Origin of the sequence: Flavobacterium glycines (genome assembly GCF_900100165.1) — a bacterium.
Lineage (GTDB): Bacteria > Bacteroidota > Bacteroidia > Flavobacteriales > Flavobacteriaceae > Flavobacterium > Flavobacterium glycines.
The window spans coordinates 920,580-944,787 of record NZ_FNEO01000001.1; the positions used below are offsets into that span (position 1 = coordinate 920,580).

Below are 24,208 nucleotides of genomic sequence, written 5' to 3' on the forward strand. Positions count from 1 at the left end.
AAAAATTAATAACTAAAAAATAAAAAAACAGCTATGATTAGCTGTTTTTTTTATGTCTATTCTTCTCTCTGAATGATTGTTGCCGAACCCTGCGCGGTACAGATGACAACCATGTCGGAGATGTTAACATGGTAAGGTCTGGAAATAACAAAATGAATAACGTCGGCAATGTCTTCAGGTCTCAAAGGTGTAAAGCCTTTGTATACATTAGCCGCTTTTTCGCTGTCACCTTTAAAACGCACCTGACTAAATTCGGTTTCTACCAGGCCGGGATGAATGGCTCCAACCCTAATTCCGTATGGGTTTAAGTCCATTTTCATTGCTTTGTTGAGAGCGTCTACAGCGTGTTTGGTGGCGCAATAGACATTTCCGTTTGGATAAACTTGTTTAGCGGCTGTGGAGCCAATGTTGATAATATGTCCAGATTTTTGAGATATCATTTTTGGGATGATTGCTTTTGAAACATATAAAAGTCCTTTGAGATTGATATCAATCATATTTTCCCAATCGTCTAAATTGCCTTCCTGAATTGGCTCCAGACCATGAGCATTTCCGGCATTGTTGATTAAAACATCAATTTTAGAAAAAGATTCTGGTAAGGAGTTGATGCTTTCAAATACGGCTTTTTTATCACTAACATCAAAAGACAGTATGTGAACTTTGGTTAGTGAACTTAATTCTTTTTCCAGTTCTTCGAGGCGTTCTTTACGTCTTCCGCAAAGGATAACATTATAATTGTTTCGTGCTAAGATTTGAGCTGTTGCTTTTCCAATTCCACTGGTAGCACCAGTTATTAAGGCTGTTTTATTCATGATATTGTGTTGAACTTATTGGCTGGATTAAAAAATGTATTGTTCGAGTCAGTCTAAAGAAAAATAATTCAGAAAGAGTGGATAGTTTAAAATAAAATGATAGTTAAATTTATTACTAACCGTTTTGGATTTTGTTAATTAGGATTGTTGCAAAACCTTTTATTTTTAGGATGAAAATAGATTTTGATAACTTTTCAAAGTCTATTTCTCAAAGTTCTTAAAATTATGGAAATTGTATCATAATTCGTCCTTAAAATTGCAGTATTGGTAGAAGTTTTAACCATTTTTTAACATCTTTCCTTTAAAAAAAAATTCAATTTGCACTCTCAAAACTAAGGCATTAAATTCAAGGAATTAAAAATAATTTTATGGAAGAGAATACAGCGACTTTGGATATTAGAGCAATCAACGAAAAGATAGAAAGAGAGAGTGCTTTTATAGACCTTCTTACTATGGAAATGAATAAGGTGATTGTGGGTCAGAAGCACATGGTTGAACGATTATTGATTGGATTATTAGGACAAGGACATATATTGCTTGAAGGAGTTCCCGGATTAGCTAAGACTTTAGCAATTAACACGCTGTCTAAAGCCGTTCACGGTTCTTTTAGTCGTATTCAGTTTACACCGGATTTATTACCTGCCGATGTTATAGGAACGATGATTTATAACATTAAGCAAAATGAATTTTCGATTAAAAAAGGACCTATTTTTGCTAATTTCGTTCTTGCTGATGAGATTAACCGTGCTCCGGCTAAGGTGCAATCAGCTTTGTTAGAAGCCATGCAGGAAAAGCAGGTAACCATTGGAGATACTACATTTAAATTAGAAAAACCTTTCCTGGTTTTAGCTACGCAAAACCCAATTGAACAGGAAGGAACCTATCAGTTACCGGAAGCTCAGGTGGATCGTTTTATGTTAAAAACGGTGATTGATTATCCAAAAATGGATGAAGAACGATTGGTAATTCGTCAAAACTTAACAGGAAGCTACGAAACTGTAAATCAGGTGGTTTCTGTTGATCAAATTTTGCGTGCGCAACAGGCAGTTCGTGAGGTTTATATGGATGAAAAAATTGAGAAATACATTCTGGATATCATCTTTGCTACCCGTTATCCGGAGAAATATAAATTAGCCGATTTGAAACCGTTAATTAGTTTTGGTTCTTCGCCACGTGGAAGTATCAATTTAGCTAATGCGGCTAAATGTTATGCTTTTATCAAACGCAGAGGATATGTGATTCCTGAGGATGTTCGTGCTGTGGTTCATGATGTATTGCGTCACAGAGTAGGTGTAACTTATGAAGCTGAGGCCGAAAATATCACTTCTGTTGATATCATCAATAAAATCATTAACGAAGTAGAAGTACCTTAATTTAGTTTGCAGTTATCAGTTATCAGTTAACAGTAATCTGTTTAACTGACAACCAAAAACCGACAACCGACAACTGAAAAAAATGGATACAAAAGAGCTTTTAAAAAAAGTACGAAAAATAGAAATCAAAACCCGAAGATTGAGTGATCATATCTTCTCAGGGGAATATCATACTTCTTTCAAAGGCCGTGGTATGACTTTTAGCGAAGTACGTCAATACCAGTATGGAGATGATATTCGAAATATTGATTGGAATGTTACGGCCCGCTATAATGAAGCCCACGTAAAAGTTTTTGAAGAAGAACGTGAATTGACCATGATGCTGATGGTGGATATTTCGGGTTCGGAAAGTTTTGGTTCTAAAAACCAATTTAAAAAAGACATTGTAACAGAAATTGCTGCAACGATGGCTTTTTCGGCTACACAAAACAATGATAAAATTGGCTTGATTTTGTTTTCAGACCAAATCGAATTGTATATTCCGCCAAAAAAAGGAAGGTCACATGTATTACGCATCATTCGTGAATTGATAGAATTTGAACCTAAAAGTCATAAGACTGATATTGCTCAGGCATTGAAATTCTTATCGAGTACACAAAAAAAGAAAGCCATTGTTTTTGTGATTTCCGATTTTATGTCGGCAGATTACGAGCATACTTTGAAAATTGCTTCTAAAAAACACGATGTTACAGGAATTCGTGTCTATGATATTCGTGAAGAAAAAATGCCAAATTTAGGAATGGTTCCTATGCTGGATGCCGAAACAGGCGAAATGCAATTGGTAGATACAGGTTCAAAAGCGGTTCGAATGAGTTATGAGAAATATTATAACGAACAGTTGAACTATTTCAAAGAGACTTTTAGTAAATCAGGTTCGGGCGTAGTAAATACAAGAGTTGACGAAAGTTACGTAACCAAATTGTTAGGTTATTTCAAATCGAGATAAAGAATCTGGATTGAAGATTTTAATCGGATTAATACAATATGAAAAAACAGATATTCTTCTTATTACTACTGCTTTCTAACACTATTTTTGCTCAACAAAAAAGAGTAGAAACCAGTATTGATACTACAAAAAATAAAATTGGTGCCGAGTTCAAATTGACTTTAAAAACATCGGTGGATACCTTGTCAAAAGTTCTTTTTCCAAATTTGAAATCATTTGGGCAATTAGAAGTTATCCAATCTTATCCTATAGATACTGTAAAAAACAACGACCGATACGAATTGATCAAAAGATACGGTTTGACACAATTTGATTCAGGTCGTTATGTGATTCCCAGTGTTAAAGTCCTTATCAATAATAAAGCATATCAAACAGAATCCATTCCTGTTGAGGTAGCCAATGTTCAGGTGGATACTTTAAAACAAAAAATGTTTGATATTAAAGACATTCAGTCTGCTAATGATACCATTGGAAACTGGTGGAAATATCTTTTAGGATTAATTGTTCTTCTTGGAATTGGCGTTGGAGTATACTGGTATCTTAAAAACAGACAAAAGAAGAAAATTGAAGAAGAAGTTTATAAAACTCCAATTGAAAAAGCGACAAGTTTATTGAATAACTTAGAAAAGAAAGAGCTTTGGCAAAAAGGAGAAATAAAAGAATACTACAGTGAGTTGACCGATATTGCCCGAAATTATATCGAAGAAGCGATAGAAATTCCGGCAATGGAAAGTACTACATCTGAATTGATTGCGGGATTAAAAGCAGCTTCGGTTAAAAAGAAAATGACACTCACTCCGGAAACTATTGAAAATCTGGAACGAGTTTTGAAACAAGCCGATTTAGTAAAATTTGCCAAATCAAAACCTCTGGAATATGAAATAACGGATGATAGAAATAAAATCCAAAAAGCGATTTTAACCTTAGATAGTTCGATTCCGGTTGAAATTGCTGAAGAAGAAGATATTTTATTGAATGAAGCCCAACGACAAAAACAAATTGCGCTTCAATTAAAGAAAAAAAGAAACAAACGTATTGTTACTTCCGTTTTGACGGTGGTGATTTTACTATTGGCAGTTACTTTTTATTTAATGGCTACTAAAGGATTTGATTATGTAAAAGACAATCTTTTAGGTCATCCGTCTAAAGAATTATTGGAAGGTGAATGGGTAAAAAGTGAATATGGAAATCCAGGAGTAATTGTTGAAACTCCAAATGTGCTTTTGCGTACAGATATGTCAAAATCATTACCTAAAGATGGAGCCGCATTAGTCAAAGATATGCAGTCTTTTACCTATGGTAATTGGGTTGATTCTTTTTATCTGATGGTATCAACCTTACATTATAAGCAGGAAACTCAGGTTGATTTAAAGAAATCAATGGAAGCTTATTTGCAATATATGGAAACTCAGGGCGCACAAAATATGATTGTGAAGCAGGAAGATTATGAGACCAAAGAAGGAATCACAGGAATAAAGTCTTACGGTACATTTACAAGAGATAATGGATTGACTAGCGGTAAAGAAAGAATGTATTATGAAATTTTGTTGTTTAGTCAGGAAGGCGGATTGCAACAGGTTTTGATTTTGCATCAGGAAGGGGATAAGTATGCTAATGAAATTTCAGAAAGAGTATTAAGCTCAGTCGAATTAAAACACGAAGACAGATAATGGCAAAAATAACTTTTTTAAATCCGGAGTTTTTTTGGTTGTTTCTTTTAATTCCATTAGCCATTATTTGGTTGGTTTTAAAAAAGAATCAGCAGTCGGCTACTTTAAAAGTGAGTTCGATTAAAGGTTTTAAAGCTTCGCAATCCACATTAGCAAAATTAAAGCCTTATTTAAATGTGCTCCGACTTTTGGCATTAAGCTTTTTAATTATTGCTTTGGCCAGACCAAGAACAGTGGATATTAGTAATAAAACTAAAACGACTAAAGGAATCGACATTGTGATGGCAGTGGACGTTTCAGGAAGTATGCTTGCTAAAGATTTAAAGCCTAACCGTATGGAAGCTTTAAAAAGAGTAGCAGCCGATTTTGTGGAACAAAGACCGAATGACCGGATAGGATTAGTTGTTTATGCCTCTGAAGCCTATACTAAAACGCCTGTAACAAGTGATAAAGTAATCGTAGAGGAAGCAATAGGAAGTATAAAATACGATAATGTTTTACAGGACGGAACCGGAATCGGGATGGGACTGGCAACAGCAGTTAATCGTTTAAAAGACAGCAAAGCCAAAAGTAAAGTAATCATTCTGTTAACTGATGGGGTAAATAATGCCGGTTTTATTGAGCCTGAAACTGCGGCTGATATTGCTAAACAGTACGGAATCAAAGTATATACTATTGGGATAGGAACTAATGGAATGGCTGAGTTCCCTTATGCGGTTGCTCCTAACGGAGAATTTTTGTTCCAAATGATGAAAGTAGAAATAGATGAAAGACTGATGAAAAGTATTGCTGCAAAAACCGATGGGAAATATTTTAGAGCAACGAGTAACAGTAAGTTAGCCGAAATTTATAACGAAATTAATAAGTTGGAAACGACTGAAATACAGGAATTAAAGTTTTATGATTATGACGAGAAATTCAGACCATTTGTTTTGCTGGCCTGTCTTTTAGTGTTAATCGAAATTGGATTGAGAAATACGGTTTACAAAAGTTTTATTTAAAGCTTAAACACAAAGTTTTTAAAATAAGATTTTGGAGAATGGAACTTTATAGATGAAGAATTAATATGATAGTGCACTTTGTGATAAATCTTAGTGCTCTTTGCGGTTAAAACATATGGAATTAGACGAAAAAAAATATTTATATCTGCTCATTGTATTGCCTCTTGTGGTGTTACTTTTTCTAATGAATATGTATTGGAAAAGGAGAAAACAAAAGGAGTTTGGTGATTTAGAAATCATCAATAAATTAAGTCCGGAGCGTTCTGTTTTTAAACCAGTTTTAAAGCTAATTGTTTTCTTGTTGGCTTTATTGTGTTTGATTATTGGTTTAGTTAATCCCAGAATTGGAACCAAATTAGAAACAGTAAAAAGAGAAGGAATTGATATTGTTTTTGCAATGGACGTTTCAAAAAGTATGCTTTGTGAGGACGTTGCTCCAAATCGTTTAGAAAAAAGCAAGCAAATTGTTTCTCAAATTATCAATCAACTGGGGAATGACCGCATTGGGATTGTGGCTTATGCCGGAAGTGCTTTTCCTGTTTTGCCTATCACGACCGATTATAGCGTAGCTAAAATGTTTTTGCAAGGGATGGATACGGATATTGTTTCATCCAAAGGAACTTCATTGGACGAAGCCATAAAATTATCGGCAACTTATTTTGACGAAAAAAGTAAAACGTCTAAGTTGTTAATTATGCTTTCGGATGGAGAAGATCATTCTGATGGTGCTGAGGCTGCTGCCGAAGAAGCTAATAAATTAGGAATGCGTATCGTCACTGTTGGAATTGGGACCGAAAAAGGAGGAACCATTCCATTAAAAGTGAATGGTGTAGTGCAGGGTTATAAACGCGATCGAAATGATGAAGTGGTAATTACCAAATTGAATCAAGCCGGTTTAGAAGTCATTGCCAAAGAAACAAAAGGTGGTTATGTAAGTGGAAACAATACCAAAGAAGTATTGGATTATATCAAGAAAACTTTGGATAATATCCAGAAAACCGAATTTGAATCGACACAAATGTCCAATTTTCAATCTCAATTCCAATGGTTTGTGGGATTTGCGTTTTTGCTTTTATTTCTTGACATCTTCTTATTGGAGAAAAAGACCAATTGGGTTAAAAAGTTAGATTTATTTAACGACGAAAAATAAATGTCAGTTCTCACTTTTTAGAGAAAGAACATAATAAAATGAAAATGAAGAATTTTATAAAATACGGATTTACTTTTTTTGCATTCCTGTTACTAGGACTGGGAGGGATTTCTGCACAGCAAAAAGACAAAACTTTGCCAAAAGCGAATGAGGAGTATAGCAAGAGTAAGTATGCTGAAGCAGAAGCAGATTATAGAATTTCTAATTCAAAATTCCCAAACAGATCTGTTTCTCCATACAATTTAGGAAATGCTATTTACAGACAAAATCAGGCTTCGGAAGCAAAATATGCTTACGCAAAAGCTTTAAAAAATGCCAAATCGAGAGTTCAAAAACACAAAGCTTTTCACAATTTGGGGAATGTGTTTATGAAAGAGAAAAATTATAGCGAAGCGGTAGAAGCTTATAAAAATGCGTTGAGAAACGGACCTTCTGATGAAGAAACAAGATACAATTATGCATTGGCTAAAAAAATGCTAAAAGAAAATCCGCCTAAAGATAATAAGGACAAGAAAGATAAAAACAAGGATAAGAATAAAGATAAAGACAAGGATAAAGATAAAAAGGATCAGGACAAGAAAGATCAGGACAAGAAAGACCAGGATAAAAAGAATCAGGACAAGAAAAATCAGGATAAGAAAGACGGCAAAGACAAACAGGATCCAAATCAGCCGCCAAAACCACAACCAGGAGGGATTTCTCAAGACCGATTAAAAAATCTTTTGGATGCAGTTAATAACGAAGAAAAGAAAATTCAGGATAAAGTAAACGCTAAGAAAGTAAACGGAAAACCTGTAGAAACGGATAAAGATTGGTAAAATTTAGTTGATTCGTTTAATCGCTTTTTGTATTTATTGAAAACGATTAAACTATTAAACAGTTAAACTATTAAACAATTTAATGAAAAGATATTTAGTATTCATATTGTTAAGTTTTCAGGCACTTTGGGCTCAACAAGTACAGTTTGAGGCCAGAGTAAGCAAGAGCACGCTTGGTCTGAATGAAAAATTACAAGTTGATTTTTTTATGAATATTGACGGGGATAACTTTAACGAACCCTCTTTTGAAGGGTTTCGGGTTATTGGTGGGCCAATGCAACAAGTAAGTCAATCATGGGTAAACGGAAAAAGTTCTTTTGAGAAAATTTATACCTATTACCTTATGCCTAATCAAAAAGGAAGTTTAGTTATCAGGCAGGCAACCATAGAATATAATGGAAGAGTTTATAAAACTTCACCGGTAAGAGTGAATGTAACCAATGCCATTCAGCAACCCAGAGACCCAAATGATATAAGTGTTTCGGCAGATAATAATTTGTATTTAGTAGCCGATGTTTCTAAAACAAGTCCGTATATCAACGAGCCTATAACGCTTGTTTATAAATTGTATTTTAATAATATTGGAATCACAAATTCTACTGAAGTAAACAAACCAAAATACAATGATTTTTGGAGTCAGAATATTGATGTCAAGCAGTTTGTTGTAGAGGAAGGCATGTTCAAAGGACAGAATTTCCGTTATATTGTTTTAAAGAAAGTGGTTTTATATCCTCAAAAATCAGGAAAACTAACCATCGAGCCACTTTCGTTAGATATCGATGTGAAATTGCCTACCAATCGCAGAAATATATTTGGAGAAATGCTTTTAAAAGATGACAGAAAGAGAGTCTCTACAGGTACCAAGACAATTGCTGTAAGAGCTTTACCTGAAGCTGGGAAACCTGTTGGTTTTTCGGGTGCAGTAGGAAGTTTTGATTTTAGAGTGACGCCTTCTAAAACCGTTTTGAAGAGTGGCGAAAGTCTCGATTTAGTGGTAAGTGCGGCCGGAAAAGGGAATTTAAAATTGTTTACGTTGCCGAAGCCGGTGGTTCCAAATGCGCTTGAAATGTATGATCCGGTGCATAACGAACAGGTGAATACACCACTTTCGGGAATGGCAGGAAAAATTTCGGATAGTTACACTATTATTCCGCAATACAAGGGTGAGTACGCCATTAAACCAATAGAGTTCTCGTATTTTGATTTGAATTCAGGACGTTATAAAACCATAACTTCAAAAGAAATTATTGTCAAAGTACTTGATGGTCCTACTCCTGTAGCTACTGTTGCTTCCAATGCAGATACTACTAAAAACAAAGTGGTAGCTAATGAACAATTCCAATACATAAAGTTGGATACTGATTTAGAACCAATTCAGGCTAATGATTTTTTTGGTTCGAAATTATTTTATAGTTTATTACTGATTCCTTTTGGATTATTGCCAATAATTGTATTGGCTAAGAAGAAAAAAGAAACAATTGATGGAGATGTTGTTGGAAACAGAATTAAGAGAAACAACCGTTTGGCTAAAAAGTATTTATCAGAAGCCAAAAAGCACATCAACAACAAAGAACCTTTTTATGTGGCATTGGAAAAAGCAATGCATAATTTCCTGAAAGCGAAGTTGCATATTGAAACCTCAGAAATGAGTAAGGATAATATCAGAGAGATTTTGTTGTCTAAAAATGCTAATCCGGAGGCAGTAAATGAGTTTATAGTTCTGACTGAAAACTGTGAGATTGCACGATATGCGCCATCATCCAGTGCAAGTATTCAAAAAGATTATGAGAAAGCGGTAAGTATAATCTCTGATTTAGAAAAACAGCTTTCTTAAAGGTATTAGTGTTTAAAAAAATATGAAAAAGATTCTTTATATATTGTTATTAGTAAGTCAGGTTTTCTTTGCTCAGAATGATTTTGAAAAAGGGAATGAGTTCTATAAAAAGGGGAAATACGAGCAGGCAATTGAAGCCTATAATTCGGTTTTGAGTGCTAAGAAACAGTCAGCTGAATTGTATTTTAATCTGGGGAATTCCTATTATAAGTTAAGCAAAGTTGCTCCTGCTATTTATAATTACGAAAAAGCATTAGTATTAAGTCCTAATGATAAAGAGATACAGAACAATTTAAGATTTGCTCAAAAACGTACTGTTGACGAAATCAAAGTCGTACCTAAAGTAGGATTTGATAAAATCATCCGGGATTTTACAGCCATGTATCATTACAATACCTGGGCCTGGATTTCAGTTGTTTTTTCAATCTTGTTTTTAGGGTGTTTTTTAGGGTATTATTTTTCTGCTTTGGCATTTAACAAAAGAGCATACTTTTTTGGAATGTTTGTAATGCTGCTGCTGGTCGTGATAAGTGTTGCTTCGGCTGGTTTTGAAAAGAGTTATTTTAAAAATGAAAGACCGGCGATTGTTTTTTCCGAAATTACCGAAGTAAGAAGTGAACCCCAAAAAATGGGAAACACTGTGGTAATTTTACACGAAGGAACCAAAGTTTTTGTAAAAGAGACAGTAGACAATTGGAAAAAAGTCCAATTGACTGACGGTACCGAAGGCTGGATTGATAGCAATGCTATTCAGGAAGTGAAATAAGATTACAGATTTCAGACAGCAGAAGGCAGTTGCGTTCTGCTGTCTGAAATCTGCTTACTTTGCCTTCAAATTCCCATACCATTTTGTAATCGAAGGATACATAAATCCGGCTGTTTTTTGAATCGGATTGTAAAAGATAGAATTATCCAGCGTTTCTTTTTTGGCCAAAAAATGATTGTAGTTTATTTTTTCGAAAACAGAAAAGACAAGCCCAATAATCAATACCGTTTTTAGAACACGGAATAAACCTCCGCCAGCTTTATTAATCCATCCTAAAAAAGCAAAATCAGCCATACCGGTAAGGATTTTGGCTAAGAAATGAATTCCGATTACAATTCCAATGAAAGTAATAATAAAGGCAATTACCTGAATAGTGTTAGGATTCCAATGTAAAAATCCTGAAAGAACATCTTTAGTAACAACCGAGAATTTAACGGCAAAATAGGCACCGATTATTAGGGAAACAAATGAGGCCAATTCGATAAAAAGACCATTAGTAATTCCTTTGTATAATGCAAAACCCAATAAGGCACCTAAAATAATATCTAAAAAACCCATAATTAAAAGAGAAAAAAATAAAGGGCAAAGATAAAAGAATTATGTTGGTATCTTTGCGAAAATAATTTTATGTTTTTATGAACTCATAACTCATAATTCATAACTCATAACTGAAAAAATGTCAAGAGACACACAACTTAAAGAGCGCTGGGATAAGCTCGTTGATATACTTTCCAATCAATTTTCACAAGGCGAAGATTTAGATTTGGACGCCATCATTTTTCTAATTGGAGTTCAGGAACTGGGTCAGGTGCATCGTGAATACAAAAAAGACGAAAAACTAAACCTGATGCACATTGCTATTTGTCGCTTGTTAGAGCCTTATGGTTTCTACGAATTCGATTTTTTTGATGAAGAGGGTTGGCCACATTATAGAGTAAAAGAACAATTACCCGCTTTAAAGGCAGGGGAACAATCCGTTTTAATGAAAGAAGCCATTGTGAATTATTTCATAGAAAAAGAACTTATTGATTGATGATTACAGAGTAACGATTGTAGACCCGAGCGATAGCGAACTGGCGAAGCATTTTAGATTTGCTTTAAAAACTCATAACTCATAACTCATAACTCACAACTTTTTTCTAAATTTGCACTCTCAATTATTGGATGAAAATGATAGATAAGATTAAAGAATATATTGGTGAAGCACAGGCTTTTTCAACACAGGATACTGCCGAATTAGAAACCTTTAGAATTAAATTTTTAGGAAGTAAAGGAATTCTAAAAGAGTTTTTTGCTGAATTTAAAAATGTGCCTAATGAGCAAAAGAAAGAATTTGGTCAGGTAATCAATTTGTTAAAGACTTCTGCCGAAGAAAAAGTAAAATCTATCCAGGAAGCTTTAGAAAGTAAGGAAGAATCTAAAGGTCTTTATGGCGATTTGACCCGTACTGCCGAACCGGTAAGCATTGGTTCACGTCACCCGATTTCGATTGTGAAAAACCAAATTATCGATATCTTTTCAACCATCGGATTCAATGTTTCCGAAGGTCCGGAAATTGAAGACGACTGGCATAACTTTACTGCGTTGAATCTGCCAGAATACCATCCGGCGCGTGATATGCAGGATACTTTTTTCATTCAGACTAATCCTGATATTTTATTGCGTACCCATACTTCATCCGTTCAGGTGCGTTATATGGAAAATAATAAACCGCCTATCCGAACTATTTCTCCGGGACGTGTTTTCCGTAACGAAGCCGTTTCGTCACGTTCACACTGTATTTTCCATCAGGTGGAAGGTTTGTATGTTGATAAAGAGGTTTCTTTTGCCGATTTGAAGCAAACACTTTTGTATTTCACCAAAGAGATGTTCGGGAAATCTAAAATCCGTTTGCGTCCTTCTTATTTTCCATTTACGGAACCAAGTGCCGAAATTGATATTTATTGGGGACTGAAAACCGAAACCGATTACAGAATTACCAAAGGAACAGGTTGGTTAGAAATTGGAGGTTGCGGAATGGTAGATCCAAATGTTTTGAAAAACTGTGGCATCAACCCTGACGAATATAACGGATTTGCTTTTGGAATGGGAGTAGAGCGTATTGCGATGCTGTTGTACCAAATAGGCGATATCCGTATGTTTTATGAAAATGATGTTCGTTTCTTAGAGCAATTCAAATCAATAATATAATTTAAGTCGAAAGTCAAAAGTCAAAAGTCTCAAAGTTTGGGACTTTTGACTTTTGACTTTATAACTTTTGACTACGATGAAAAAAGACATAACAATCCCCGAAGTAGAAAACGTATTTATTGCCGCCGTTCAGGAATGGAGCGACGATTTTATGGAGAAAGTATGGTATGCTTATTTAGTCAACGACAGTGATTTTAACATCGAAAGTGTGATGGTGGTTTCTAAAGCTTTTGGAACTATCGATGGCGAAATGAAGAAAACTTCTATTTTACGTCATGCTTTTGTGGAAGTTCCAGCTGTTTCGGTAATAAAAATAGAAATGGTAGAGAAAAGTCTTCTGGCTTTGAATAACGAATTCATGCTGACTTATTTCATCGGAAATACTTTATACGACAAGAAATTTATTTTTAAAGCCAATTCCATTAACGAAAACAACACCGAAGAAGTGCCTATTCTTTTTGTAGATGGGGTAATTGTGAGGTAAGAATAATTTTAAAAGGTTGAGAGGTGTTAGTTAATTCTTTAGAATTGTTCGCCAAGTAATCTAAACATTTCAATAGTTTTAACGCAATTAATATTAAAGGGAGTTGCTGCATCAGGAAGCTTAACTCTTTTTGGGGTTTTCAAATCACTTGTTTCGTGAGTAACAATTTGATTTCCATTTAATATTGAAAATGCTATAAGCCAAGCGTCAGCTTCATCAGCATTTAAAAACTCATTTAATGCTGTCCTATTATAATGATTCGACTTAGAATTGGCCCAATTGGATACCTGTATATATTGGTTAATAACAATACTCGTGTCTTTAAAAAAATCTTTTGGTAGGTTTTCTTCACACCAAGTGGTTAATTCATCTTTATTTTGGGATATTTCTTTATGTACTTTATCAATTGAAATGATAATACCTTTTTCTGCTAATTCTTTTACTTTTAGCCAAAAGCTTGGTACAACATCAAAAGGGTAGCTAACCCTATGGGCTTCGATAAAAAAATTACTATCTAATACAAAAGGTGTATTCATCTGATTAATGAAGATGTTGTGTTACAAATGTTTGAAAAGTTTCTCCTCTTAATCCAGTAATTTTATAAGCGTCACGGTACAAAAGTTTATTTTGCTTAACTGCTTGATTGACATAAGATGCAAAGCTAACGCTAATTCGTTTTCTGGCTGTCGCATAAAAATCGCCTCCTCCACCTTGATTGTCTTTCTTGTTTTGAATTCCCTGCATATATGCGTTGTAAAATTGGAAGAATTCTGCTTTTGTGATTAATCCCAGATCCAAGGCTCTTCTTGCAATAACAATCGGACTCACTTTAAAATATCTTTTCGCATAATCAATGCTCGGTTTTTCATTCCAAATTCTCATAAAAGATTTCATGGGAACTAAGAATTCCGCTGCAACTTGATCACATAATTTTTCAATTGGATCATTTGCTGGTTGTAGATTTTGATTGTCAAACCCGGCACTTTCTCCTATCCATATATGAGCTAATTCATGAATGATCGTGAATAATTGAGCCGCTTTTGCATCAGCTGCATTGATAAACATAAAAGGAGCCATTTCATTTACGATTACAAAACCTCGACATTCTTTTACGGGAATAGGTCTATGTGTGTTGTTTTCAACAACTCCATTAAAATTTATTATAACCCCAATTTCTTCAATCTTATGTGTGATAAAACTCAAAGTATCTTCAAAAGTTTGAAATTCATTTGCCCATTCCTTATGCAAGCCTAAAGTTTTTCTAATATCCGTTACTATTGTTTCAAATGCAGTGTTGTTGTTGAATTTACCTACAAAAGAAAGAGGCTCTTCTTCATTTTCTATTAAATAGTCTGTAAGCCAATCTTGACGGCGTTGTAATATAAGGATAGTATCATATACATTTAAACTCACTTTAGTTGTTTGATTGCTTTCTGTCCTAAAAAATGGGAATGGAATATTCTCTTGAGGCGGTTCAGAGAGGAATAAATATCCAAAAGGAATATGAACTCGATTTGCAAACTCTTCTAATTGTTTAACTGTTGGATTTTTAATATTCTCAATCCATTTTTGAACATTAGGAAATTTCAATAAAAAATCATGCAATTCAAATCCAGCTCGAGCAATTGCCCAAGTAAGCATAGTAGGATTGATATTGACTTCTGTTCTCATTTGTGCAAACTTAATTAATTAAAGATATAAATTAAATTTTACTTTTAAAATTTAACTTTAGAAAGAACTTTCTTGTATTTTTCGAAAATCCTTTCGCGTTCGAAATATTATTTTCAAGCAGATTCTACAGATTTTTTTTAAAGGTTATCGGCTTAAATCTGCAAAATCTGCGTGCTTGTTTAAAAATATCCAAATACATTTATAAAAAAACCGCAAATTCCAGAAATTTAATCTGCGAATCTGCGGTAATTTTATAAAAGTGAATTTTTCTAATCCAGTTTTTCAGTCAGTTTTTTAAATACGGTTCTGGCATTTTTGCCTTGGTACAAAACTTCGTGAACGGCATCTATAATAGGCGTTTTTGCACCATAACCCTGATTGAGTTTGTAAGCGCTTTTTGCCGCATAATAACCTTCGGCAACCATGCTCATTTCCATCATGGCGCTTTTTACGGTGTAACCTTTTCCAATCATGTTTCCGAACATTCTGTTTCTTGAAAACACCGAATAACCCGTTACCAATAAATCGCCCAGATAAGCCGAATCGTTGATGTTGCGTTTCATCTTGTGTACTTTTCGGATGAATTTCTTCATTTCGCGAATAGCATTACTCATCAACACCGATTGGAAATTATCACCATAACCTAAGCCATGAGCAATTCCGGCTGCAATAGCGTAAATGTTTTTCAGCATCGCAGCATATTCGGTACCAATAATGTCATCCGTGATTTTAGTTTTGATGTAATTTCCAGCCAGGTTTTTGGCTACAACTTTTGCTTTTTCTGCATCACCACAGGCAATTGTTAGGTAAGACAGGCGTTCCATAGCCACTTCTTCAGCATGGCAGGGACCAGTTATTACTCCAATATTGTAATAGGGAATGTCGTATTGAAAATGAAAATGTTCGCCCACAATTAAACTCGTTTCCGGAACGATACCTTTTATGGCGGAGAAGATGATTTTATCTTTTAGCGAAACCGTCAGTTTTTGTAATTCGGCGTCTAAAAAGGCAGAAGGAATAGCAAAAATAACGTAGTCGGCATAGGCAACGGCTTCGTTAATATCATTGGTGAGTATTAGTTTTTTAGTGTCAAATTCTACAGAGCTAATGTAGTTTGGATTGTGTTTGTGGTTTTTAATATGCTCAATTGCCGATTCATTGCGCATATACCAGGAAACTTCAGAAAGATTGACACAGAGCATTTTTGTGATGGCTGTTGCCCAGCTTCCACCACCAATCACTGCAAACTTTATATTTTGACTCATTTTTTTTAAAATTTAATCAAAAGTACTTAAAAATCCAGTAATGAAACAAGGCTAATTGATTTAGTCGAAAATTGCGTAAAAATATTTTATTTTTTTTAATAGAGTTACACAATAAAAAGTATGTTTTTTGAGTTGTAACTTTTTGTTTATTAGAAATTTGTGTTTTTTTAATATTGTTAGAGTTAGTTAATTTAGTTTTGGTTTTATTAAAAAAGGCGTCTCAGAAAAAATTCAAGACGCCTTTTGTATGTCATATGGTATGAAAGGTATTTTAATAGCTCATTTCCACTATGGCTTTTAGTTTTTCTAAAGTAATATTTTGTCTTTCTCCCATAGCTTTCCAACCTCTTTCATCAAAGCGATTTACAATAAAATCGGCTGTTTTGCTGTAGTCTTCGGTGTATTGCGATAGTTTGGTGTCTATTCCCATCGTGTGAAAAAATTCGACTGTTTTGTTGATGGCTTCATTGGCAATTTCATCATCGGTTCCCGATAAATTAAAGATGCGTTTTCCGTATTGTGCCAGTTTTTCTTTTTTGGTTTCAAATAAAACACGGTACAAGTTAGGGCCAATAATAGCCAGTGTTCTGGCGTGATCGATGTTGTAAAGTGCTGTTAATTCGTGACCAATCATGTGGGTTGCCCAGTCGGTTGGAACTCCTTTTTGGATCAATCCGTTTAAAGCCATCGTACAGCTCCACATAAAGTTGGAAGCCAAAGCATAATTGGCAGGATTTTCTACTACTTTTGGACCAACTTCGATTAGCGTTTGCAAAATTCCTTCGGCAATTCGATCCTGTAAATAACCTTCGTGAGGATAAGTTAAATATTGTTCCATTACGTGAGTAAAAGCATCTACAACTCCGTTTTGTAATTGTCTTTTTGGTAAAGATTCAATAACTGTCGGGTCACAAATGGAGAATTGCGGAAATAAAGCGCTTCCGCCGGAAGCTAATTTTTCCTGAGTAGCTTTAATGGTTACCACATATCCGGAATTCATTTCGCTTCCCGTTGCCGGAAGTGTTAGAATTGTTCCAAAAGGCATCGCATTTTCTTTTATTAGAATATGTTTTTGCAAAATATCAATTGGATTTCCGTCAAAGTTAACTGCTGCCGAGATGAATTTTACTCCGTCAATAACCGAACCGCCACCTACAGCCAGGATGAAATTGATATTTTCAGCTTTTATAATTTCAACGGCTTTCATTAGGGTTTCAAAATGAGGATTAGGTTCAATTCCGCCAAATTCCACCACTTCAAATCCTTTTAAGTTATCGATAGTTTGCTGGTAAATTCCGTTTTTAAAGATGCTTCCACCTCCGTAAGCCAATAAGATTTTAGCACCGGCAGGGATTAGCGTTCCTAATTTTTCTATTTGTCCTTTTCCAAAAACTAATTTGGTTGGATTGTATAATTCGAAGTTTAACATATTCTTTAAGTTTATGAGATACTAAGCTACTAAGTTATTTAAATCTTAACTTCTTAGCCACTTAGGGCCTTAGCATTTTATTTATTTAATTGTTGTAATAATTTTTGTGCCACAAGTTTTGATGAAGCCGGATTTTGACCAGTAATTAATAGTCCGTCTTCAACAGCATAAGGATGCCAGTTTTCGGTTTTAGAGTAAATGGCACCATGCGCCTGAAGTACTTCTTCTAATAAAAACGGAACGACATTAGTCAATCCTACGGCAGCTTCTTCAGTGTTTGAAAATCCGGTTAGTTTCTTTCCTTTTACTAAATATTCCTCGTTTATTTTCACGTCTTTTAGAACTGCCGGTGCGTGACAAACAAAGGCAATTGGTTTGTTGTGGGTATAGAAAGATTCAATCAGTGAAATTGAATTTCTGTCTTTTGTTAAATCCCATAATGGTCCGTGTCCGCCGGGATAAAAAATAGCATCGTAATCAGATTCTTTAACATTAGCCAGTTTTAACGTGTTTTTTAGTTTGGCCAATAACTCAGTGTCGGCATCAAATCTTTTAGTGTCTTCGGTAGCCGATTCGGGATCAGCACTTTTAGGGTCAATTGGCGGTTGTCCGCCCAGCGGAGTCGCGATGTCTATTTGAATTCCTTTGTCGGCCAATTCATAATAAGGAGCTGCCAATTCTTCGGTCCAAAATCCGGTTTTTTCTCCTGTATTTCCTAGTTTATCGTGACTAGTAACTACAAATAACACTTTTTTCATAGATGTTTTATTTTGTGCTGTTGCCGAAATAACGGCTACAGCTGAAATTAGAATGCTTAATACTATTGTTTTCTTCATGGTTTATTTTTTTAGTATTACAAATTTAAGACGGATATGTTATTAGTAAAAATAATTTAAATTATGTTTGTGATAAATTTATTTATATCATGGTTAATTTAGAATGGTATCGCACTTTTAAATCGGTGTATAAAAACGGTAATTTTTCTTTGGCAGCCAAAGAGTTATTTATCAGTCAACCCGCAGTTAGTCAACAAATTTCTATGTTGGAAGCCCATGTTGGTTACAAATTATTCAATAGAAAATCCAAAGGAGTGGAACCAACAGAATACGCTAAGTTACTCAATAACTTGATTATAGAAGCGTTAGAACGTTTGGAAAATGTAGAGAATGGTTTTCGGTCTAAAGCATTTGATGCCAATCGTTTAATTACGGTGGGAATTTCGAAACATTTATTTAACAGTATGGCGGCTCATTTGATTTCTAAATTCGATTATATTGATTTTAGTTTCCATGAAAATGAAGCCCTTTTTGAATTGGTAAATGCTAAAAAGATTGATTTTGCCATTGTTACTAAAAAGTACGACACCTTTGATACCATACAAAAAAAACTGGGTGACATCAGGCAAATTATTGTAGGTTCCAAAAATATTGATGCTTCACAACTGCAATCTGATATTAAGAATAATGATTATGATGCCATTGAAAATTGGCTGAATGATCAAAAATGGTACAGCCATGATTCGGGAATACCGCACATAAAATTATTTTGGCTGCATGTTTTCAATAAAAAACGACCTTCGATGATTCCTAATTACATCATTCCGTCAGAGTTTGAAATGCTGGAGGTGCTTTCTAATAATTCGGGTGTGGCTGTATGCTGGGATATCAACGCAAGTTCTTTTATTCGAAAAGAAAAATTACAGCTATTATGGGAAACCCAACTCATGCCTGACACAGCTGTGTATCTTTTATCAGCGAAAAATGCAGGAATTAATTCCGCTGCTCAGGAAATTGAAGAAGAATTGAAAAAGGTATTAAGCTAATTTATTTTTTGTAAAACAAATTATGATCGATGTATTCCCAAACTTTAGAGGGAATCAAAGGGCAGACATTTTTACCTGATTTAATATTCTCCCGAATAAAAGTCGAAGAGATTTCTACAACCGGAGCATCAATAAGGTGGATTTTGGGATGATTTTTTAATTCTACATTCTCTCCTTCTGACGAAATGCGTGGATAGACATAAATTTCGTGATGCGCCAGAATGGCTTCATAGTTTTTCCATTTATGCAACGATTTCAGATTGTCTTCGCCCATAATCAAAGAGAATTCATGATTTGGGTATTTCTCTTCAAGATGCACTAAAGTAGTTACGGTATAATTAGGCTGCGGTAGTTTGAACTCAATATCGGATGGTTTGATTTTGGGATAACCTTCAGTGGCAAGATACACCATTTGCAGGCGATGGTAATCATCGAGTAAAGTACTTTTTTTCTTCAACGGATTGTGTGGTGTAACCACCATCCAAACCTGATCCAAACCGGCATGCTCCGCCATATGATTCGCAATAATCAAATGACCAACATGAATGGGGTTAAAGGTTCCGAAATACAGTCCGATTTTCATTTTTGTAATGTAAAGATTTAAAAATTAAATGATTTAAAGATTAGCATGTTTCAGAATTCTTCAATCTTTTAATCTTTCAATTTTTTAATTATTAACAAAATTTCTAACGAGCTCAGTTGCTTCTTCCAAAGCCACTTCCAAATCATAATTTTTGATAACAACATCAAATTGAGGAGCAGTGGCCAGTTCTACGTGAGCTTTAGCAATTCGCATATTGATTTTTTCTTCGCTTTCGGTAGAGCGTTCTTTCAAACGTCTTTTTAGTTCGTCGACACTTGGTGGTTTTACAAACACAGCTAAAGTTTCTTCAGGAAATTTATGTTTGATACGTAATCCGCCAGCAACGTCAATATCAAAAATTACGTTTTTGCCCAATGCCCAAATGCGTTCCACTTCGCTTTTTAAAGTACCGTAGAAATTATCACGGTAAACTTCTTCCCATTCTACGAAATCTTCGTTTTTGATGTGGTTTTTGAATTCCTCCAAAGAGATAAAATAATAATCCTTACCATTTACTTCTTCGCCTCTGGCTGCGCGAGTTGCTGCCGAGATAGAAAACTCTAAATTCAGGTCTTCCTGTTTTAATAAATGCCTAACTATAGTTGTTTTTCCCGAACCTGATGGCGCCGAGAATACGATTAATTTTCCTTTTTTCATTGGTATTATTGTAAATGCAAATGTTAATTCGCAGTTTCATTTTCTATTAATGGATTAAAGTTTTTAAATCTAGTATAAATTTCTAAATCTTTAATCTTTTCTTTTTTTAAAGTTTTGTGTTTTCCTTTTTCATTAACGAGATAAATTTCTCTGAAATTATCATAAAGTTCAACCCCAGCAAATTCTATCAAACTATCTTGGTCAATTTTTAAAAACACAGTTGAAGTTCCTCCATAAACCATCCAAGAATCAATACAATTTAAAACTTCATTATATTGTAAATTTGGATAATTATCTGAATTTGTAATTAATTTTAATTTTCCATTAGTTTTTTCAAAAATTAACAATGTGCGAATTTCATTTGCCCCACGTGCAGCAATAGATGATTTGAATGTAAAATCATTTAATTTATCATTATTGAAATCTATAGTGGTTTTTGAATCACAAGATATAATACCATCTTTTGGGAGTGTTATTTTTTGTTTTTGAAACCAATGATTATTTTGTTTTTCTGAAAATTTAATTTCAACATAAGTACTATCCACACTGTTATATGAGTTTAGTTCTATTTTATATTTTCCTTTTATTCCAATATTTGTACTATCAACAAAAGTTTCTCTTAAAACTACTTTATTAATCTTTTTAATAATTGTGTTTTCTTCTTTTTTAACTAGAATCAAACTCTTTTTTTCTTTTGGATTATTACACCCAAAAAGCAAAAAGAGAAAAAATAAAATCGCACAATTTTTCATTGGTTTGATTTATAATACATTCAAAACCTGCTCTTTAATTTTTTCTAATTCGTCTTTCATCATCACGACTAATTTTTGCATTTGTGCGTGATTGGATTTTGAACCCATGGTGTTGATTTCGCGTCCCATTTCCTGAGTAATGAATCCCAGTTTTCTACCATTGGCTTCCGTTCCTTTGATGGTTTCCAGGAAATAATCCAAATGGTTTGTCAAACGTACTTTTTCTTCGGTGATGTCTAACTTTTCTAAATAATAGATTAATTCCTGCTCAAAACGGTTTTCGTCAACGTTTACTTTTAACTCGTCAATAGCGGTTTGCAAACGGTCTTTTATAGCCTGAACGCGTTCCGGATCAAGAGCCAGGGTGTCGTTCATGTATTGGCGAATATTACTGATACGCAACTGAAATTCTTTTTCAAGAGAAACGCCTTCGTCTTTTCTAAAAGAAAGAATGTTGTTTATGCTTTCGTCAATAACCTCTTTTATTTTAGCCCATTCATCAGTATCGATTTCTTCTCTTTCTACTTTCAGGGTGTCCGGCATACGAACTGCCATTTTCATCAATTCGGTTTCATCGGCATCGGCATAAATTTCCCTTAACTGATTGATATATCCTTTTACGATAGGCACATTGACTTTTGTCGAAGTTTGCTCGGCGGTACTTTCGATAAAAATAGAAAAATCTACTTTTCCTCTTTCTAATTTCGAAGCGATTTGAGTGCGTAAACCCAATTCCATTTCGCGGTATAATGAAGGAATTCGAACATTTAAGTCCAGACCTTTGCTGTTTAAAGATTTTACTTCGACTGTTATTTTTTTGGTAGGTAATTGCAAAGTAGCTTTACCAAAACCGGTCATTGATTGTATCATATCATTTTTTAAAAGGTGGTCAAAGATACTAAAAAGTATTCAGTAGGCAGTATTTAGTGGACAGCCGCAAAAAGTGTATCACGTTGCGAAATTATTTTGTCAATGCCTGAATTACATTTTCAACATTTTGTTTGCTGTTGCCAATGTAAATTTTACCATCGATAATAAAAACGGGACGGCTCAGGAAGGTGTAATGTTCCAGAATGTATTTTTTAAAATCGTCTTCGGTTAAGGATTGGTCTTTTAATCCCATCGATTTGTACAATTGTGCTTTTTTGCTGAAAAGCGCTTCGTAACTTCCTGAAAGCTGGTGCATTTCTTCTAATTCTTCCGCAGTAATTGGGGTTTGTTTAATGTCGTGAAGAACTAAGTTATGGTCTTGCGGTAAGGATTTGATGATTTTTCTGCAAGTGTCGCAAGAGGAAAGATGGTATACTTTATTGGTCATAATTTTTAATTCTTTATGCAAAGAAAAATCATTTAAGACGTTAAATGATTATTTTTACGCAAAATTTACAAATTCAATACAATGCAAGAGATTTTAGAGATTACCAAGACCAGTAGAAATATGATTTCTAAATTGGTTCAGGGATATACACTGGGACAACTAAATAAAGTTCCTGAAGGATTTAAAAATAATTTGATTTGGAATGTGGCTCATGTTGTGGTTACCCAACAATTATTGGTTTATAAACTTTCGGGTTTGCCAATGATGGTTTCTGAAGATTTAGTTGAGAAATATAAAAAAGGAACGCAAACTGAGCATGTAGCTTCTCAGGAAGAGGTAGATGAGATTATGGCTTTGTTGACTAAAACTATAGATCAAACAGCTGTTGATATCAATAATAATCTTTTTCAGAATTTTGCTGAATATCCAACTTCTACAGGCTATGTTTTAAATAGTGCCAAAGATGCTATGTCTTTCAATAATTTCCACGAAGGACTTCATATAGGTGTGATTATGGCCATTCGAAAATTGGTATAATTTATCCGAAAACAAAAATTTAAGATAGTGAAAGAGCCTTCAATTGAAGGCTCTTTTTTTATTTTGTAATCAGATAGTTTTACTTATTGCAGGTAGTAAATATAGCCTACATTGAGCCAAACAAGCCAGTCATTGGCTTTGTTTTCTTTATATAAATCGGGATTCGGTTTTAAGCCATCAACCCAGTCCGAAAAGTAATATTGAAATCGTAAGTCAATCATTAAATCGCTTAATGGGGCTAATTTATAACGAGTACCCACACTGGAAACAATTGACCAAACTGTACCAGTTTCAGTAGAAAAGCCATATTGCCTGTCATCTGTAGGCGTGAGGTATTTAGGATATGTGGTAAGCGGAGTTCCTAAAGGCCCCATCGTAGAATAAGCCTTAGTATTGTAATTGCTAAATTGCGCACCAAGACTCACAAAAGGACCAAGACTGCCTATTGTTGCAGTGAAATCCCGAATGCTAAAAGGGAAGTATTCTAATTGCATACCAATGTTAGTTACTGCACTTTCTCCTTTCATTTCTCTTAATTGTCTGGCTTCTAAGGAGTTTTTGTTTACCCATTCACCAAAATGTTCAAAATTGGTTTTATTGTAAGAGAGTTCGCTTCTTAATTTAAAGTGGTCGTTAAAATAAGTTTCAGGAGTATAACAGTTACATTCTGCTTTGTAAGAGAAATTGAGGTAGTGAATGATTCCAACCCCTGTTCCCGTGTTTCCTGCATTCGTTTCTAAATCATGACGTACTCCGTAATCGGACTGAAAAGCAACAGGTCCGGCTATAACCCCAATTTCATGGGAAAACCCAAATTGTGCATTCGTTTTACTTGAAATTCCAAGTAAAATAAATACTATCAATACGTTTAGCCAATTATTTTTGAGCATTTTAGTCTAATTCGAATATAGACAAAGATATAAAAAAGCTTATTCAACTACTGAAATAATCAGGAAACTAGATGAAATCGATTTTTTTAAGATGAATTGCTTTATCGGGAAAAGTTTCTGCAGTTTTTTTTAAAAAATAATAGGGCAATTCTTTGTTTTTACATCTGGATTTTGGAGAGAATCTTTGTATAAAGATGTATATTTGTTAGGAGGAGTAAAATGTTTTTTTAACGCTAAAAA

26 protein-coding genes are annotated in these 24,208 nt (G+C 34.3%); 13 read left to right on the forward strand and 13 right to left on the reverse strand.

From position 1 onward, the window contains the following. Nucleotides 1–56 precede the first annotated feature (56 nt). Complete coding sequence (locus BLR17_RS03560; RefSeq protein WP_066325674.1) at nucleotides 57–812, reverse strand: SDR family NAD(P)-dependent oxidoreductase; 756 nt, start codon at nucleotides 810–812, stop codon at nucleotides 57–59. 368 nt (nucleotides 813–1,180) lie between these two features. On the opposite strand from BLR17_RS03560, the gene BLR17_RS03565 reads away from it, so the two are divergent. The 8 genes from BLR17_RS03565 (at nucleotide 1,181) to BLR17_RS03600 (ending at nucleotide 10,370) form a co-directional block, all read left to right on the forward strand. Next, a complete protein-coding gene (locus BLR17_RS03565; RefSeq protein ID WP_066325672.1) occupies nucleotides 1,181–2,185 on the forward strand; it encodes an AAA family ATPase in 1,005 nt (334 codons plus the stop codon). Between the two features lie 82 nt (nucleotides 2,186–2,267). Next, the gene (locus BLR17_RS03570; protein WP_066325670.1) at nucleotides 2,268–3,131 is read left to right on the forward strand and encodes a DUF58 domain-containing protein; all 864 of its coding nucleotides are present in this window, start codon (nucleotides 2,268–2,270) and stop codon (nucleotides 3,129–3,131) included. A 38-nt stretch (nucleotides 3,132–3,169) separates the two neighbouring features. Then, a complete protein-coding gene (locus BLR17_RS03575) occupies nucleotides 3,170–4,801 on the forward strand; it encodes a hypothetical protein (RefSeq protein WP_066325669.1) in 1,632 nt (543 codons plus the stop codon). After that, on the forward strand, nucleotides 4,801–5,802 hold the full coding sequence (locus BLR17_RS03580) for a vWA domain-containing protein (RefSeq protein WP_066325662.1): 1,002 nt from the start codon (nucleotides 4,801–4,803) through the stop codon (nucleotides 5,800–5,802). The genes BLR17_RS03575 and BLR17_RS03580 overlap by 1 nt, the downstream gene beginning before the upstream one ends. A gap of 115 nt (nucleotides 5,803–5,917) precedes the next feature. Then, entirely contained in the window at nucleotides 5,918–6,952 is a 1,035-nt protein-coding gene (locus BLR17_RS03585) for a VWA domain-containing protein (protein WP_066325660.1), read from the forward strand. A 44-nt stretch (nucleotides 6,953–6,996) separates the two neighbouring features. Next, the gene (locus tag BLR17_RS03590; protein WP_066325713.1) at nucleotides 6,997–7,770 is read left to right on the forward strand and encodes a tetratricopeptide repeat protein; all 774 of its coding nucleotides are present in this window, start codon (nucleotides 6,997–6,999) and stop codon (nucleotides 7,768–7,770) included. A gap of 82 nt (nucleotides 7,771–7,852) precedes the next feature. Beyond that, nucleotides 7,853–9,604 (forward strand): BatD family protein, encoded by a 1,752-nt coding sequence (locus BLR17_RS03595; RefSeq protein ID WP_066325657.1) that lies wholly within the window; start codon nucleotides 7,853–7,855, stop codon nucleotides 9,602–9,604. A 22-nt stretch (nucleotides 9,605–9,626) separates the two neighbouring features. Continuing rightward, nucleotides 9,627–10,370 (forward strand): tetratricopeptide repeat protein, encoded by a 744-nt coding sequence (locus BLR17_RS03600; RefSeq protein ID WP_066325656.1) that lies wholly within the window; start codon nucleotides 9,627–9,629, stop codon nucleotides 10,368–10,370. A gap of 54 nt (nucleotides 10,371–10,424) precedes the next feature. Here BLR17_RS03600 and BLR17_RS03605 read toward each other — a convergent pair whose 3' ends face one another. Continuing rightward, complete coding sequence (locus tag BLR17_RS03605; protein WP_066325653.1) at nucleotides 10,425–10,928, reverse strand: CvpA family protein; 504 nt, start codon at nucleotides 10,926–10,928, stop codon at nucleotides 10,425–10,427. Nucleotides 10,929–11,046: 118 nt separating this feature from the next. Here BLR17_RS03605 and BLR17_RS03610 point away from each other — a divergent pair, with 118 nt between their 5' ends. From BLR17_RS03610 to BLR17_RS03620, 3 genes are all read left to right on the forward strand, one after another. Further along, nucleotides 11,047–11,403 (forward strand): hypothetical protein, encoded by a 357-nt coding sequence (locus tag BLR17_RS03610; protein ID WP_066325649.1) that lies wholly within the window; start codon nucleotides 11,047–11,049, stop codon nucleotides 11,401–11,403. 137 nt (nucleotides 11,404–11,540) lie between these two features. Further along, nucleotides 11,541–12,560: a phenylalanine--tRNA ligase subunit alpha gene (pheS, locus tag BLR17_RS03615; RefSeq protein ID WP_066325711.1), complete on the forward strand. Its 1,020-nt coding sequence runs from the start codon at nucleotides 11,541–11,543 to the stop codon at nucleotides 12,558–12,560. Between the two features lie 76 nt (nucleotides 12,561–12,636). After that, nucleotides 12,637–13,044 (forward strand): hypothetical protein, encoded by a 408-nt coding sequence (locus BLR17_RS03620; RefSeq protein ID WP_066325646.1) that lies wholly within the window; start codon nucleotides 12,637–12,639, stop codon nucleotides 13,042–13,044. Nucleotides 13,045–13,082: 38 nt separating this feature from the next. Here BLR17_RS03620 and BLR17_RS03625 read toward each other — a convergent pair whose 3' ends face one another. From BLR17_RS03625 to BLR17_RS03645, 5 genes are all read right to left on the reverse strand, one after another. Beyond that, a complete protein-coding gene (locus BLR17_RS03625; protein ID WP_066325644.1) occupies nucleotides 13,083–13,580 on the reverse strand; it encodes a DUF4411 family protein in 498 nt (165 codons plus the stop codon). A 4-nt stretch (nucleotides 13,581–13,584) separates the two neighbouring features. Next, nucleotides 13,585–14,715: an ImmA/IrrE family metallo-endopeptidase gene (locus BLR17_RS03630; RefSeq protein ID WP_066325642.1), complete on the reverse strand. Its 1,131-nt coding sequence runs from the start codon at nucleotides 14,713–14,715 to the stop codon at nucleotides 13,585–13,587. 269 nt (nucleotides 14,716–14,984) lie between these two features. Continuing rightward, nucleotides 14,985–15,980 (reverse strand): NAD(P)H-dependent glycerol-3-phosphate dehydrogenase, encoded by a 996-nt coding sequence (locus tag BLR17_RS03635; RefSeq protein WP_066325639.1) that lies wholly within the window; start codon nucleotides 15,978–15,980, stop codon nucleotides 14,985–14,987. Nucleotides 15,981–16,251: 271 nt separating this feature from the next. Continuing rightward, nucleotides 16,252–17,409, reverse strand: coding sequence for an iron-containing alcohol dehydrogenase (locus BLR17_RS03640; RefSeq protein WP_066325637.1), 1,158 nt, complete (start codon nucleotides 17,407–17,409; stop codon nucleotides 16,252–16,254). 77 nt (nucleotides 17,410–17,486) lie between these two features. Next, nucleotides 17,487–18,245, reverse strand: a complete 759-nt coding sequence (locus BLR17_RS03645) for a type 1 glutamine amidotransferase domain-containing protein (protein WP_066325630.1) — start codon at nucleotides 18,243–18,245, stop codon at nucleotides 17,487–17,489. An 89-nt stretch (nucleotides 18,246–18,334) separates the two neighbouring features. On the opposite strand from BLR17_RS03645, the gene BLR17_RS03650 reads away from it, so the two are divergent. Continuing rightward, nucleotides 18,335–19,231 (forward strand): LysR family transcriptional regulator, encoded by an 897-nt coding sequence (locus BLR17_RS03650; RefSeq protein ID WP_066325628.1) that lies wholly within the window; start codon nucleotides 18,335–18,337, stop codon nucleotides 19,229–19,231. A 1-nt stretch (nucleotide 19,232) separates the two neighbouring features. Here BLR17_RS03650 and nadD read toward each other — a convergent pair whose 3' ends face one another. From nadD to BLR17_RS03675, 5 genes are all read right to left on the reverse strand, one after another. Beyond that, complete coding sequence (nadD, locus tag BLR17_RS03655) at nucleotides 19,233–19,814, reverse strand: nicotinate (nicotinamide) nucleotide adenylyltransferase (protein WP_066325626.1); 582 nt, start codon at nucleotides 19,812–19,814, stop codon at nucleotides 19,233–19,235. Between the two features lie 84 nt (nucleotides 19,815–19,898). Beyond that, nucleotides 19,899–20,471, reverse strand: a complete 573-nt coding sequence (gmk, locus tag BLR17_RS03660; protein ID WP_066325624.1) for a guanylate kinase — start codon at nucleotides 20,469–20,471, stop codon at nucleotides 19,899–19,901. Between the two features lie 23 nt (nucleotides 20,472–20,494). After that, complete coding sequence (locus BLR17_RS03665) at nucleotides 20,495–21,223, reverse strand: hypothetical protein (RefSeq protein ID WP_066325620.1); 729 nt, start codon at nucleotides 21,221–21,223, stop codon at nucleotides 20,495–20,497. Between the two features lie 9 nt (nucleotides 21,224–21,232). Continuing rightward, complete coding sequence (locus BLR17_RS03670; protein WP_066325610.1) at nucleotides 21,233–22,093, reverse strand: YicC/YloC family endoribonuclease; 861 nt, start codon at nucleotides 22,091–22,093, stop codon at nucleotides 21,233–21,235. Nucleotides 22,094–22,184: 91 nt separating this feature from the next. Then, entirely contained in the window at nucleotides 22,185–22,541 is a 357-nt protein-coding gene (locus BLR17_RS03675; protein WP_066325609.1) for an arsenate reductase family protein, read from the reverse strand. Between the two features lie 81 nt (nucleotides 22,542–22,622). Between BLR17_RS03675 and BLR17_RS03680 the strand changes: the two genes are divergently transcribed. Continuing rightward, nucleotides 22,623–23,078: a DinB family protein gene (locus BLR17_RS03680; protein WP_066325607.1), complete on the forward strand. Its 456-nt coding sequence runs from the start codon at nucleotides 22,623–22,625 to the stop codon at nucleotides 23,076–23,078. Nucleotides 23,079–23,161: 83 nt separating this feature from the next. Here the strand turns inward: BLR17_RS03680 and BLR17_RS03685 are convergent, their stop codons facing one another. Then, a complete protein-coding gene (locus BLR17_RS03685) occupies nucleotides 23,162–23,968 on the reverse strand; it encodes a THC0290_0291 family protein (protein WP_066325604.1) in 807 nt (268 codons plus the stop codon). Nucleotides 23,969–24,208 lie beyond the last annotated feature (240 nt).

Coding starts and splice junctions, on each gene's coding strand:
- BLR17_RS03570 (WP_066325670.1), top strand. CDS start 2,268: ATGGATACAAAAGAGCTTTTAAAAAAAGTACGAAAAATAGAAATCAAA.
- BLR17_RS03665 (WP_066325620.1), bottom strand. CDS start 21,223: ATGAAAAATTGTGCGATTTTATTTTTTCTCTTTTTGCTTTTTGGGTGT.
- BLR17_RS03565 (WP_066325672.1), top strand. CDS start 1,181: ATGGAAGAGAATACAGCGACTTTGGATATTAGAGCAATCAACGAAAAG.
- BLR17_RS03560 (WP_066325674.1), bottom strand. CDS start 812: ATGAATAAAACAGCCTTAATAACTGGTGCTACCAGTGGAATTGGAAAA.
- BLR17_RS03670 (WP_066325610.1), bottom strand. CDS start 22,093: ATGATACAATCAATGACCGGTTTTGGTAAAGCTACTTTGCAATTACCT.
- BLR17_RS03585 (WP_066325660.1), top strand. CDS start 5,918: ATGGAATTAGACGAAAAAAAATATTTATATCTGCTCATTGTATTGCCT.
- BLR17_RS03590 (WP_066325713.1), top strand. CDS start 6,997: ATGAAGAATTTTATAAAATACGGATTTACTTTTTTTGCATTCCTGTTA.
- BLR17_RS03580 (WP_066325662.1), top strand. CDS start 4,801: ATGGCAAAAATAACTTTTTTAAATCCGGAGTTTTTTTGGTTGTTTCTT.
- BLR17_RS03625 (WP_066325644.1), bottom strand. CDS start 13,580: ATGAATACACCTTTTGTATTAGATAGTAATTTTTTTATCGAAGCCCAT.
- BLR17_RS03605 (WP_066325653.1), bottom strand. CDS start 10,928: ATGGGTTTTTTAGATATTATTTTAGGTGCCTTATTGGGTTTTGCATTA.
- nadD (WP_066325626.1), bottom strand. CDS start 19,814: ATGAAAATCGGACTGTATTTCGGAACCTTTAACCCCATTCATGTTGGT.
- gmk (WP_066325624.1), bottom strand. CDS start 20,471: ATGAAAAAAGGAAAATTAATCGTATTCTCGGCGCCATCAGGTTCGGGA.
- BLR17_RS03650 (WP_066325628.1), top strand. CDS start 18,335: ATGGTTAATTTAGAATGGTATCGCACTTTTAAATCGGTGTATAAAAAC.
- BLR17_RS03675 (WP_066325609.1), bottom strand. CDS start 22,541: ATGACCAATAAAGTATACCATCTTTCCTCTTGCGACACTTGCAGAAAA.
- BLR17_RS03645 (WP_066325630.1), bottom strand. CDS start 18,245: ATGAAGAAAACAATAGTATTAAGCATTCTAATTTCAGCTGTAGCCGTT.
- pheS (WP_066325711.1), top strand. CDS start 11,541: ATGATAGATAAGATTAAAGAATATATTGGTGAAGCACAGGCTTTTTCA.
- BLR17_RS03610 (WP_066325649.1), top strand. CDS start 11,047: ATGTCAAGAGACACACAACTTAAAGAGCGCTGGGATAAGCTCGTTGAT.
- BLR17_RS03640 (WP_066325637.1), bottom strand. CDS start 17,409: ATGTTAAACTTCGAATTATACAATCCAACCAAATTAGTTTTTGGAAAA.
- BLR17_RS03685 (WP_066325604.1), bottom strand. CDS start 23,968: ATGCTCAAAAATAATTGGCTAAACGTATTGATAGTATTTATTTTACTT.
- BLR17_RS03680 (WP_066325607.1), top strand. CDS start 22,623: ATGCAAGAGATTTTAGAGATTACCAAGACCAGTAGAAATATGATTTCT.
- BLR17_RS03595 (WP_066325657.1), top strand. CDS start 7,853: ATGAAAAGATATTTAGTATTCATATTGTTAAGTTTTCAGGCACTTTGG.
- BLR17_RS03620 (WP_066325646.1), top strand. CDS start 12,637: ATGAAAAAAGACATAACAATCCCCGAAGTAGAAAACGTATTTATTGCC.
- BLR17_RS03575 (WP_066325669.1), top strand. CDS start 3,170: ATGAAAAAACAGATATTCTTCTTATTACTACTGCTTTCTAACACTATT.
- BLR17_RS03600 (WP_066325656.1), top strand. CDS start 9,627: ATGAAAAAGATTCTTTATATATTGTTATTAGTAAGTCAGGTTTTCTTT.
- BLR17_RS03630 (WP_066325642.1), bottom strand. CDS start 14,715: ATGAGAACAGAAGTCAATATCAATCCTACTATGCTTACTTGGGCAATT.
- BLR17_RS03635 (WP_066325639.1), bottom strand. CDS start 15,980: ATGAGTCAAAATATAAAGTTTGCAGTGATTGGTGGTGGAAGCTGGGCA.